At 30.1% G+C, this 12,708-nt stretch carries 14 protein-coding genes and 1 pseudogene; 8 read left to right on the forward strand and 7 right to left on the reverse strand.

Annotation, left to right across the window (positions count from 1 at the left end; all coding sequences use genetic code 11):
* The first annotated feature begins 1 nt into the window (after window position 1).
* The 7 genes from CDLVIII_RS02870 (at window position 2) to CDLVIII_RS02890 (ending at window position 6,794) form a co-directional block, all read left to right on the forward strand.
* Entirely contained in the window at window positions 2-1,780 is a 1,779-nt protein-coding gene (locus CDLVIII_RS02870) for a TniQ family protein (RefSeq protein ID WP_009167956.1), read from the forward strand.
* Window positions 1,781-1,841: 61 nt separating this feature from the next.
* On the forward strand, window positions 1,842-3,881 hold the full coding sequence (locus tag CDLVIII_RS02875) for a TniQ family protein (protein WP_009167957.1): 2,040 nt from the start codon (window positions 1,842-1,844) through the stop codon (window positions 3,879-3,881).
* Between the two features lie 335 nt (window positions 3,882-4,216).
* A complete protein-coding gene (locus tag CDLVIII_RS30530) occupies window positions 4,217-4,588 on the forward strand; it encodes a transposase (RefSeq protein WP_144005356.1) in 372 nt (123 codons plus the stop codon).
* A gap of 267 nt (window positions 4,589-4,855) precedes the next feature.
* Complete coding sequence (locus CDLVIII_RS30535) at window positions 4,856-5,239, forward strand: transposase (RefSeq protein ID WP_144005357.1); 384 nt, start codon at window positions 4,856-4,858, stop codon at window positions 5,237-5,239.
* Between the two features lie 344 nt (window positions 5,240-5,583).
* On the forward strand, window positions 5,584-5,895 hold the full coding sequence (locus CDLVIII_RS02885; RefSeq protein ID WP_050816223.1) for a tyrosine-type recombinase/integrase: 312 nt from the start codon (window positions 5,584-5,586) through the stop codon (window positions 5,893-5,895).
* 75 nt (window positions 5,896-5,970) lie between these two features.
* Window positions 5,971-6,171, forward strand: coding sequence for a transposase zinc-binding domain-containing protein (locus CDLVIII_RS29635; RefSeq protein WP_242835943.1), 201 nt, complete (start codon window positions 5,971-5,973; stop codon window positions 6,169-6,171).
* A 122-nt stretch (window positions 6,172-6,293) separates the two neighbouring features.
* Window positions 6,294-6,794, forward strand: a complete 501-nt coding sequence (locus CDLVIII_RS02890; RefSeq protein WP_009167958.1) for a hypothetical protein — start codon at window positions 6,294-6,296, stop codon at window positions 6,792-6,794.
* Window positions 6,795-7,214: 420 nt separating this feature from the next.
* Here CDLVIII_RS02890 and CDLVIII_RS30540 read toward each other — a convergent pair whose 3' ends face one another.
* Both CDLVIII_RS30540 and CDLVIII_RS02895 read right to left on the reverse strand, forming a co-directional pair.
* Window positions 7,215-7,370, reverse strand: a complete 156-nt coding sequence (locus CDLVIII_RS30540) for a transposase (protein ID WP_144005358.1) — start codon at window positions 7,368-7,370, stop codon at window positions 7,215-7,217.
* A gap of 112 nt (window positions 7,371-7,482) precedes the next feature.
* Entirely contained in the window at window positions 7,483-8,238 is a 756-nt protein-coding gene (locus CDLVIII_RS02895) for an SDR family oxidoreductase (protein WP_009167959.1), read from the reverse strand.
* A 219-nt stretch (window positions 8,239-8,457) separates the two neighbouring features.
* On the opposite strand from CDLVIII_RS02895, the gene CDLVIII_RS02900 reads away from it, so the two are divergent.
* Window positions 8,458-9,345 (forward strand): AraC family transcriptional regulator, encoded by an 888-nt coding sequence (locus tag CDLVIII_RS02900; protein WP_009167960.1) that lies wholly within the window; start codon window positions 8,458-8,460, stop codon window positions 9,343-9,345.
* A gap of 139 nt (window positions 9,346-9,484) precedes the next feature.
* On the opposite strand, the pseudogene CDLVIII_RS29640 reads toward CDLVIII_RS02900, so the two are convergent.
* The 5 genes and pseudogenes from CDLVIII_RS29640 to CDLVIII_RS02930 form a co-directional block, all read right to left on the reverse strand.
* Window positions 9,485-10,357, reverse strand: a pseudogene (locus CDLVIII_RS29640) (MFS transporter).
* A gap of 229 nt (window positions 10,358-10,586) precedes the next feature.
* Window positions 10,587-10,817, reverse strand: a complete 231-nt coding sequence (locus tag CDLVIII_RS02915; protein ID WP_009167961.1) for a hypothetical protein — start codon at window positions 10,815-10,817, stop codon at window positions 10,587-10,589.
* A 147-nt stretch (window positions 10,818-10,964) separates the two neighbouring features.
* Entirely contained in the window at window positions 10,965-11,162 is a 198-nt protein-coding gene (locus CDLVIII_RS02920) for a hypothetical protein (RefSeq protein WP_242835815.1), read from the reverse strand.
* A gap of 65 nt (window positions 11,163-11,227) precedes the next feature.
* Complete coding sequence (locus tag CDLVIII_RS02925) at window positions 11,228-11,701, reverse strand: MarR family transcriptional regulator (RefSeq protein WP_009167963.1); 474 nt, start codon at window positions 11,699-11,701, stop codon at window positions 11,228-11,230.
* 417 nt (window positions 11,702-12,118) lie between these two features.
* Window positions 12,119-12,673 (reverse strand): flavodoxin family protein, encoded by a 555-nt coding sequence (locus tag CDLVIII_RS02930; RefSeq protein WP_009167964.1) that lies wholly within the window; start codon window positions 12,671-12,673, stop codon window positions 12,119-12,121.
* Window positions 12,674-12,708: the final 35 nt, after the last annotated feature.

The following is a 12,708-nucleotide window of genomic DNA, read 5'->3' on the forward strand; positions in this document are numbered from 1 at the left end:
GATGGAAGACAAATTGACTGTTAGATTTAAACCATTCAAAGATGAACTGCTTACTAGTTACTTGGTAAGGCTTTCGAAAAATAATGGGGTAGATTTATTACGCTTATTAAATAGTATAAAAGAAAAAAATGACGACTATATACAATTAAGTGAATTAAGTGTTATTGATAAAGTTCCGTTTAAGCATATAAATTATGATTCACTTGAAAAGCTATTAGGATTTAGAATAGATTTTTTATTGACTAATACTTTTTATAATATTATTGAAAAGTTTGGAGATAGCAGTGAAGTTGAAAGAGCCAGATTTATTTCAGGAGTTATACGAAAGGATTTCTATTATTGTCCTAAATGTCTAGAAGAAAAGATGTACTATAGATTAATGTGGAAAATTGAAGGGATAACAAATTGTGCTAAACATAAATGTAAACTTCTAAATAAATGCCCACATTGTAATCATAAGATTAGGTATGAGGAAATAGCTTGTTTGGGAATATGTAGTAATTGTGGAGGAAAACTTTCTGGAGATATCGAAAAGGATACAGAAAATGTTAACTATTCCTTATATGAAACTTATTTGTATGAGAGTTGGAATAAGTTGATGTATAGTAACTATAACAAAATAAAATCACAGGAAATAGCCTATAAAATTTTATACATTTTAAATAAGAAAAGAAGTATTTTTGATAAAGATTTACTTAATAATTTAAACAAAGAAAAATATTTTTTACAAATGATTTTACAATATGCAAGAGGAACAACTATAAATAAAAAAACATTACATATATCAAATATTATTAATATATTATTTGAAAATAAAATTAGCATTGACGATTTTTTGAATTTGCAAGTACCTAAAGAATTTGTAGCTTCAGTTAAAGAGAAAAAACAAAATAAATTAGAGAGAACTAGTTGTATGGCACCATGGTGCAAAAATTATAAAGTTAGCGGAGGATTAGTTAAAACTAATACGACTTATAGAAAATTAGTAAATAACAGTGCTTTATTATATTATATGTACTGTCCAGAGTGTGGTTGTGAATATGCGTATGATGAAAATGGATATTTAGTTGAAAGAACATCTTTTATTGATGGATTTAATCGCTTAAATAATACATGGAATAACAACATATCATTAGAAAATCTTGCGTATATAAATAGCATGACAGAGGATAAGATAAAGAGAGTTTTAGCATATTTTAATACTAGAGGCATGTATTTGAAAGATGAAAAGACAATTGTTCTAGAAGAAAAAATGATAAATTTATTTATTAAAGAGATAGAAATGGGAAGTAATTTAAATAAAATAAAAAAATTAAAATGCTGGAGAGGTTATAGAGAATTTTTATTATATAGATTTCATAAAGAAGTAATGCTAGAACTTAATATGAAAAAGGTTGTACGTAATAAAATAGTTAATACAGAAAATAAAAGACAAAAGGTTATTAATATATTAGAAGAATTATTAAAAGGTGATATACCAATTACCTTAAATAAAGTTTGTAGTAAATTAAATATTTATCCTGAAACAATTAGGTATTGGAAATGCAATAAGTTAATTGCTGATTACAAAATTAAGCAAAAGGATAATTATCTACAAAGAGATAGAATAGTTGTAAAAGAAAAAATAAGACTATTTATTGGAGACAATAAAGATAATGTTATTAGAACAAAAGATTTATATAAATATATAGGAATACAAAGAAATGTATTGTGGAGAAAGTATCCTGAAATTACAGCATATATAACTAGTGAGATTAGTAGACATAACAAATTGATGTAGGAATAACATTTTTTGCTGATGCATAGTTGGAGAAACCATTTCATTTGAACGGAGGAAGTTTATGGATATAAGGTTACCAATAAGACTAAGTATTGTTGAAGGGGAATCATTTAGTGGATATATTATAAGATCTGCAAGGGCAATGGGTGTTGATTGCAAGGAATTTTTTAAATATATTATTTATAATTGTAACATACACTATAAATTTAAAGATAATATAATAAATGTAGCTTACTCTCAAATAGCCAAGGGTATTGATGTTTTTCCATTTGAGATATTAAAAGAAAACAATATATGTTCTATATTTAATAAATCAAAAGAAGAAATTGAAAATGCTACTTTTAAGAATGTATTTGATGTGTTAAATGTAAAGTTGGCTTTAGGCAAAGAACATATTGGAAAGGAGTTAGTTAAAGATGTAAGGAGATTCTGTCCTCTATGCTTAAAAGAGAATGGCATTTATAAATTAATGTGGCAAATTAAGGATATAAAGATTTGTGACATACATAATATAAAATTGGTTAGTTATTGTGGTGTCTGTAATTCTAAGCAAAGATACTTTTCATCATATTTAGGAAATTACATATGCAGTAATTGTCATTCTTTGTTGTGGGAAAAAGTAAATAGAGATGATTTAAATATTAATAAATTAAATGAACAAATATTAGCATATAATAATTGGAAGTTTTTACTTAAATATAAAAACAAACTAGTAAAGATAATTCCACATTATAATTTTAATCAATCTCTGGCAATAACAATGTTATATATTGCACAAAATCAAGAGAATACATTTCAAATAGAAAATATAAAACAATTTCATGAAAAAACAATTTGTAATATTGTCAAATTTATAAATAATAATGAAATTGGAGAGAAGGTCACTTTAAATGGTGTGAAACGAATAGCAAATGATAAAAATATCTTGCTAAAGTCTTTACCTAATATTGAAGTTCCTATATCATATATTCAATCTTTAGTTGAACAAAGGAAGAAGGCTATGGAATTAATGTGTTTATCACCGTGGTGTGATTTCTTTGGTAAAAACGATAAAATTGAAATACTAGGAAAATGTAATTCAAAAAGTAATGAGTTTGTGAAAAAATTTGTTTGTACTGAATGTAATATGCGATTTGGGTATAACTTCCGAAAGAATATGTGTGAACCATTTAATAAAACGTTCTTTAATAATATACCTAAAATTAAAGAAATGATTTTGAAAGGCAAAATTCAAGGAGAGATTGTTGATACTTTAGGAATAAGTGCATATTTGTATACAAAAATTTTAGCGTATTTACTTTTAAATAATTTAGTAAATAGTAATGTAGAAACTAATAGTTATATGATTATACCAATAGATATAAAAGATAGATTTAATGTCTTATTTGACAAAAAATGTTTAACGGATAAAAAGGCTAAGAAAATTTTTGGGTGGAGTTATTTTCAATTCCATTACTATTATTGGTTACCTGAGATACAAAATTTCCTGATCAATAAAGAAAAATATGAGGGACTAAGAAGAAGTCAATTTAGACCCCAAAAAAGGAACTGGAAGAAAGTGTTGCTGATAGCTATATATTATTTTTTGAAAAGAGACATAGATATATGCTATAAAAATACTAATAAATATTTTCAAATTTCACGAGAAATGTTGCTTAGACATAAGTTGGGTGATATTTTCGAAACATCAATGAGATTCCAAGCGAATAAGAAAAGAATAGAATATAATCTTTACATAATTAAAAAAGTAGCTAATTATTTAGATAAGTTTAAGTTTGAAAACGTACTTCTAAAAGATTTATTTGCTAAAACAAAAATAAATCGATATCAGCTAACAACAAATTATCCGGATTTAGAAAAATATGTAGTAAGAAAGGTAAAAATACATAATTTAAAAGTTAGAGAACAAGAAATAGAACGTTATAAAGTGGAAATAGAAAAGATTTATTTAAAAAGTATAGAAAATGGTGAGTTAGAAACAATTAGAAGTATATCTTTAAAATTAGGGAAAGAATATAAATTTATTTCTAGATGCCCTGAATTGAATACTTTTACTAAAGAACTTTTGAAGCGTAATATTAATACGAAAAGTGACAACTAATATTATAATGAAAACGATTTGTGACAAGAGATAGTATATTTTGTGTCAAATGAATATTACAATTCTTATTTTTTTACAACAGTTTTAGTGACAACTGTAATTATAATTCACAAATTGTAGATTTAGAACAAAATTTGATCATTTGAAAAAAGTTTAATTAAAAATAATATGAGTGGTGATACTATACTTATATGTAGAGTATAGTATGAAAAAATAGTAGAATTATATAATGGGCTGCTACAAAACTAACAAAGTTAGTTTTGTAGCAGCCCATTTTTCCTATAAAGATAAAAATGTGAATTCTAAGGAACTCACATTGATTGTATAATTAAATTATGCTAATAAATAAATTATACATTAAAAATTATAATGAATTTAATGATAATTTTCAACGTATATTACCATTAAATTTAGAAAACTTAATACCAGAAGATGATTCGGTCCATTTGCTAAGCCACATATTGGAGGAATTAGATTACAGAAAGTTGTATAAGGAGTGCTCTTCCGTTGGAAGAGAACCGGCAGTGCAACCTAAAATTATGTTTAAAATAATATCTTATGCTTATTCTCAAAATATTTATTCAAGCAGTAAAATGGAAAAATTATTAAAAAGAGATATGAATTTCAGGTGGTTACTTCAAGGTTATAATAACCCGACCATGCTACAATTAGTAGATTTCGTAAAGACTATCTTTCAAATGAGGTAATTGAAGATTTATTTTATCAAAAAGTGAATTATTTAGCCATGCAAAATGAAATATTATTTAAAAATGTATTTAATGATGGTACTAAAATCAAGGCGAATGCCAATCACTATACCTTTGTTTGGAAAAAAGTTATTTTAAAAAATGAGGAGAAGATGTTTGATAATATTCTTGTTTTCTTACAAATCACTATCTTGAAGAGTTAAAAAAATTTACTGTTCAAAAAGAAATAGTTACTCTAAAACTGATCCAGATGCAACTTTCATACATATGAAAGTTGATTATATGAGAAATGGTCAATTAAAATCTGCATATAATGTTCAAAGTGTAGTTGATAGTGAATATATGACAGGTGTCGGAATATTTGATGATAGAAATGATATAGCAACATTAATACCTATGCTTAACAATATGGAAGAAAAAATTAGTCGCAAATATCTTAATGTAATTGCAGATTCTGGTTATGAAAGTGAAGAAAATTATATGTATCTAGAATCAAATAAACAAATTCCTTATATAAAGCCACAAACTTATGAAAAGTGGAAAAAAAGAAGTTTTAAAAATGATATAAGTAAACGCAAAAATATAAAATATGATGCTGAATCAGATTTCTATATTTGTCATAATAATAGAAAATTCGCAAGTGGGTACTAGAACTAAATCGCTAAAAGTGACGGCTAGGTTTGGTGACTAAATTAAAGCTTATATGGAAAGAATAAGAAGTGGGGTTCTTTCTCGAGGAACTTCGCTTCTCATATTTTACACGCCTTTTAAAGGAGTGATAAAATGCACCCCAAAATCAAGAAAATGATTAATGATCTAGATTGCATGGTTGCAGTAAAGACACAATTAAAAATCGTGTGAATGTAGTTGAAAGCTTTTCTAGATTTTATAACAAGCCACCTGAATTATTAGGTGAGCGTGAAATCATTAATTATTTAGAGTATTGCATAAAAACAAAAAAATTATGAAGAGGAACCGTAAATACTATAAATAGTATGTTGGAATTTTTTTATGCTGTAACATTAGAACGGTCTTGGAATGATTTAAGAATACCAAGACTTAGGTATGATAGACATCTGCCTTCTTATTTAACAAAAGAAGAAGTAAATAGATTATTTGAATCTACAAGTTATTTAAAACATAAAGCAATACTTATGACTATATATTCTGGCGGCTTACGTGTTAGCGAAGTTGTTAATATCAGAATATCTGATAATATGAGTAAAGAGATGAAAATTAGAATAAGAAATGGCAAACGAGACAAAGAACGATTCACTATAAAGAGTCCATTAGACACATTTGGGTAAATTATAAATTCACTTCAAGATATTATAGTTTTACATGGTGATGCCTATATTAGATCAAAAAGTTTACCGTTAAATATTTTAAAGGTACTATATTCAATTAAGGATTGTCGAACGGCTGTGCTTGGCGGCCGTGTATATGAGCGTGATGAATGTGGTCAAACCAGAATTTCATATAACTCATGTAGAAATAGACATTATCCAAAGTGTCAGGCTTATGCAAAAAAGATGTGGATTTATGCGAGGAATAAGGCATTATTGCCAACTCATTTTGTGTAGCAAATAACAAAGTGTTCTTTGAAAATTGAATAGTATTTAATTTACAATTTATGTTATAATTTATTAATAATCGTATTGCAATGTGAGGAAGATAACGAGTAATTTGAGAGGTAGGTATAGACATGAATAAAAAGAAATATGCTGTCATTTTAATATTTGTATCCCTATTGTTAATTGGATGCTCTAAAAACTCTATGACTTCGATTTATGACAATTATATGACTTCAATTTATGATGATAATGAAAAAATTTCAAGTACCACAAATAGTTATAGTCTTAACGGTATAGAACAAAGTATTAATGGGCAACAGTTTAGAGCCAACATAAAAAGAATAGAAGGAATGGATACCCTTTGGACTTATGAATCTGACGAAGATAGAGAATTAGATATGACATATCTAATAAGTGTAACAAGTGGAAAGTTAAAATTAGTATTAATTTCACCAGATAATTCTGTTACGAATATTATAGAAAGAACTAACCAGTTAAATATGAGTAATTATGACATAAATACTTTACACATTAAGAAAGGTCTTAATAGGATAAAATTAGTGGCGGGTAAAGATACTAGTGCGCAATTAGATATAACAATTCCTGATGGCAAATTAAAGAAGCTAGGTTAGTAAACTTTAACTTCGTCAAATAGATTAAAGGAACAATCACTTAAATTATGAATCAATAAAAATAAATAGCAAATTGTAAAATCGTATTATTCAAGAGTGGTATGCTCCCTTTATGGTAGACAGATTAAAAAAATAAAAATTAGAGTTGCTATATCAGATAATGGAATTATAAAAGTTTATAATGAATTATATATAATGAAGTTAAATCCAATATTGTTAATTATTTAAATATTATTACAAATGGCTTGCTTGTATAAAAAATTATAAAATCAATTTATAGCTTTTAGGTATTTGCAAGAATTATTTGGATCAAACTTTATTTAAAATCAACAACAATCCATTTAGGATTAGAACATTTACAATGTTTAGTTATTATAAAGCTTTGTTCAGTCGACCTTCGAAGAAGATTTAGAGTTGAGCTCAGCCTTTAATTTCATTTCTCCATTTCTTAGTCATATGAATGATTACAATGTATGGTATTTTCCCTAACGACTTATCATTAGGGAAAACATGGTTACTTTTAGTGAATTTCCCAAGTTGATTATTATAACGTTCCATTACATTTATTTTATACATTATTTTTCTTCTAGATTATACAATATTAAATACTTTTAGATACTTACTTAGAAATTGCCTTTATAGGGTATAGGCTTTTTAATATATGACACGGTTGCTTGTATTACCATTCCTAAAGCAAGTGTCCACCAGACACTTCGATATCTTGGGCTGTGACCCATCCGAAATCATCGGATAGTAAGTTCACAATGACCTTGGCAAGATCTTCAGGTTGGCCTATTCGGCCGAATACAGATTGCTCAGCTAGCGGCTTAATGAATTCAGGATGTTTATCGAAGGCTCCATCGCCAAAATTGCTGAGAGTAGGACCAGGAGAAACCGCATTGACACGAATTTTGCGCGGCGCAAGTTCTTTGGCGATATAGCGAGTCCAAGATGACAACGCTGCTTTTAACGAGCCGTAGACTGAATAACCAGGAAATGATTGGTTCTTGGATGAGCTCGAGGTATTTACAATGGCTCCAGCATCTTCCATGAATTGCATAAGGTGTTGCGTTAAGAAAACGGGGCCTTTGAAGTTCGTATTAAGAATTTTGTCAAAATATTCTTCGCTCATCTCCGAGAACATCATTGGGCCACCTACACCGCCATTGTTTACTAAGTAATCAAAAGTCGTTCTATTCCAAATTTCTTTGAGATTCATCTTCACTTCTTGAACGAAGCCTTCGAATGTTGATCTTTGAGTCAGATCCAGCTTCAGTGCTACAGCCTGAACTCCATTATTTTTTTCAATTTCCTTAACAATGTCTTCTGCTCTATCTTTATAGGAATTGTATGTGAGGATGACACTAATTCCGCGTTTGCCAAGTTCAAGCGCAGTTGCTTTTCCAATGCCATTACTTCCACCTGTTACAATTGCAATTTTCATAATAAAATCCTCCTTGTTTTGTTGCTTAAATTTGATTCTATTTTATTCGTTTCTGCTGAAATAAACTAGATCTAATGGTACCATTTTATTGCCTAAAAGTATCACTAGTGATAAAAATCATTTGAATTACTCTGTATTTTTATCTTTTAAAGAGCCTAAAAGTGCCCTGGCGTTAGGAATTGTGTTGAAAAGCACGAAGTCATGTGATAGAATACGTGTATGAATAAAGTTTTAGATGAAATTATAGATTTAATGAAAAGAGCAGGCACCCGACCAATAGAAACCGAAGTACCTGGGTTAAGCATGATTAAGGGAGACGTTCCAACACATCAGCTCGCAGCACTCTACAAGCCTATGATTGGTTTTACGATTCAAGGAACAAAGATTCTTTTAATTGGTGAACATACTACTACAATGAAAGGACCTTCATATTACGTGTTACCGATACATGTTCCTGCAACGGCGAGTGTACATCCAGACTGTGATGGGCGTCCTTACATGTCCCTAGGTCTTGAGTTAAACCAGAATGTTCTTCAGAGTTTGTTAAGGGATATTCCTGAAGATCTAATACCAACTGCTTCTGAGCACTTTGCAGCTTGCAAAATAGACATCGAGCTTATGGAGGCATGGCTGCGATTATTGAGGTTAACAAAAGCCCCAAGAGACATTCCAGCGCTTGCACCGGCTTATGAACGCGAAATACTTTATCGAGTTCTTATGGGATCGCAAGGGTGGTATCTGAGGCAACTTGGCTTGAGAGAAAGCAATTTTTCTAAGATTTCTCAAGTTGTAAAATGGCTTCGCGATAACTATACGAAGCCAATTGACATCGGTGAGATTGCATTAAAATATGGTATGGCTATAAATACCTTTCACCGTCAATTCAAACGGGCAACGGGTTTAAGCCCGATTCAATTTCAAAAGCAATTAAGGCTTTTGGAGGCTAGAAACCTCATGGCATTTGAGGGATATGCAGTAGCTAGTGCTGCATACCAAGTTGGATATCAGAGTCCCTCACAGTTTAATCGAGAGTATTCACGTTTCTTCGGTTCATCTCCAGCTAGGGACACTGAGAAGTTAAGACGAATTGAAGGTGCAAGGGATTAGCAATTAGTAAGTCGCTTATATCAAAGTAATTTAATGTGGGATTAAATAATAAGGTTTGTTTGAAAATTAATTATGTATAGATAGATAAGACATGGAGTGATATAAGAATATCTTATTACTCTATGTCTTATTTTTGAATTTAAAATAGTTTATTGCAGTAATCTAAATTAGAGATAGAATATTTCTGTGTGGCATTATTATCAACAGTTGTACTTAATATGTAGATTGGGTGATGCACCCAGCCTAACAAACAAGCATAACGCGGAAGCACCGATTAAGACAATAAGTGGTAATTCCCAGTTGCTAGCTGCATCATGTAGAAAGCCAAAAAGCATCAGCCAAAAAGCAGCGAGTAGGTGGACGATTGACTGTGCCATGCCGGACAATCTTGCCGATTCATCTGCATTTCTTGCTTTCTACGTATTATTTGAAGTATTCAGATGACAATGGATAAGAAACTAAGTGCAGGCCAAATGCTTAACGCTCCGCTCCATCCCAATCTAGATTTTGCCGAAGCAGGGACACTGATACCGGATGCTATCGCCCCAAAAAGGCCCATAGAAGCAGTATAGATGCCAGTTATCAAACCGACCTGTTTAGAAAATTCATGTTTGATTAGACTGAGTATTAGCACATTGCCGACAGAAATGGACAATCCAAGGATTAATGTTCCAAGAAATAGTCCAACCCCTCCAAACAATGAACGTAATGTAATTCCGAAAGTCAGAAAAATAAGTGACCAAAGCAGCACCAATTTAGTGCCAAATTTTCGCGCCAATCGTGGAGCGAAAGGTGAGAATCCTGCAAAAGCTAATAACGGAAGGGTTGTAATCATACCTGCTAATGTATTGGAAATATGTAAGCTACCACGAATTTGATTGACCAACGGGCCAACCGCTGTTAAAGGTGAACGCAAATTTGCTGCAATAAATGCAATTCCGATTATCAGCATTATTGGTGTATTTCTTTTTGAATATAGGCTCTTTTCGCGTTCGTTATGTAATTGATTAATTTATATAGTATCTCCTTAAAGTGTGATACGCTTTTTATATTGATTATCATTATATCAGTTTAAATTGTGAAAATAATACCTTTAGTTTATATATAACTTTTAAATATTCTTCCTTTGAGAGAATAGTTTTTTTCTCGAAGAATAACTCATATTTTGATACACGATTAATCCTCCTTACATAAATTATAGACAAAAGGAGTATGGCTGATATACACTTGAATAAAATTGGTTATTCATCTTGCCTCTGTAAGAGTTTATTATTTTCAAATTTATTATTAAAAGAATTGACTGGTGGAAATATTGGACATTCATATGGGTAAAAACCAAAGAGAACACATGCGGCTAAAGAATTATAGATAGCCCATAAACTCAATTCAGCAGCCCATAAACTTCGTCCATCAGTTTCAAGTATTTTACGTTTATACTTTTGCTCAGTCATTTCACTATTATCATAACTCATATATAGCCTTGATGATTTTTTCTTTTTGATGCTAGTACCTCCTAACTAATTATGATAAAAATGTGTATATCAACCATACACTTGAATATAATTGATTATTCATCTTACTTTTTTAAGATCTTATCAATTTTATTATTTTCAAACTTATTATTTATTAAAAGAATTGACTGGTGGAAATATTGGGCATTCATATGGATAAAAACCAAATGGAACGCATGAGGCTAAAGAATTATAGATAACCCATAAAGTCCTTTCGTCAGCCTGAAGTATTTGTTTATACCTCCGCTCACTTACTTCACTATTATCAGAAGCCATATATGGCTTTGATGATCTTTTTCTTTTCATGTTAACACCGCCTAACTTAATTATAATAAGAATGTGTATAGCAACCATACGCTTGCTTAAAATTTTTATTCATCAAAATTTTCATTAAAAAATTTAACCTTGTTTATCAGGCTCGACAAAAAGTTTGACAAAAACTCCAATTCATGTTCGGAGGCATTTTGTAGTTCATCTTCAACCATATTATTTACAATAGAATGATAGAGCATATGGTTGCTATGAGCTTTTTTACCTTCTTCAGTAAGACTTAATGAATATCTAGACAAATTAAGATCATCAATTTCTTTTATAACCAGAGCCTTTCTCTCTAGCTTTTTGAGAATTTCGGAAACAGATCCTTTTGTTACTCCTAGAATATCGGCAAGTCCACCCACATGAATGCCAGGATGTTCGGCAATGACCTTTATTACATGTATTTCAGAGTGAAAAATCGGTACATCCGTTCCGAAGTAGCGAGTCTTTTTATCAAGGTCAGTCAAAGCAAACGCTAAATCCAGAGAATTATATGCAATTTGATGTTTGTTATTAATAAATTTATCCATGTCAATAGTATATGGTTGCTATACACTTTTGTCAAGTCATTATTGTATTAATTTTCTTATATATTGACGAGACAATATTTGATTGAACTTTATTAATGGAGGTGAAGTGAATGGTAAAAAGAAATTTAGATGTAACCAAAATGATTAAAGATGGATAGGAACAGGGAAAGTAGATAAATATAAGCCATGGATTAAGGTTCGGGATGTACATTCTTTAGGTAGATTAAGTAGAATAAGAGAGATAAAACATGAAGGCAGAATAAACTATTATCTTTTCCTACCGTCTTGAGCATTTTTTTTCCTTAACTCATTGCTTCTCTTTTTCCTTGACATCAAAATAGCCTCCTATGATATTTTTATTTTATCATAGAAAGCTATTACTTCTATTAATTTACAGACTTTTTTTACAGTCTCAACTTAAACTAATTTTCTACCTAGTTCTTCGGCTTCGACTAAAACATTTGGCTGCTGACTAATATCATGTCTTTCCTTTAGATCTCCCACAATAATATTGCCTGCATTTTCCATGTCAAAGTAAGAAAAAAATTGTTTCAAATATTCTGTAACATTACTAAATGCTGCTGCTGGCGCACCACTGCATGTTACTGTAACGTACTTTTTACCAGGTAAGTGTTTAGCTGTAAAATCAGGCTTTAAGAAAGGGCGCAATCTGTCTAGAAAGTTTTTTGTTATTCCACTAACTTGAAGCATATATATCGGTGTACCCACAATTAGGCAGTCTGCTTTAGCTATTTCAGGAAAAAGATCCGTTAATTTGTCATTATTAATGCAATATTCTACCTTTTCTAATTGACACGCATCACATGCTACACATTCCTTAATATTCATTTCGGATAAATTGTAAACATCAACATCATGACCGTTTTCCTGCGCTCCTTTGCAAATGGCTGCTACAATTTTGGCTGTATTTCCATCTCTTCTTGGACTACCTACGAATGCTATAATTTTCATGTTTATTCCTCCTATATTTTAAATGTTATATTTTA

Source organism: Clostridium sp. DL-VIII, assembly GCF_000230835.1.
In the GTDB taxonomy this organism is placed as follows: Bacteria; Bacillota; Clostridia; order Clostridiales; family Clostridiaceae; genus Clostridium.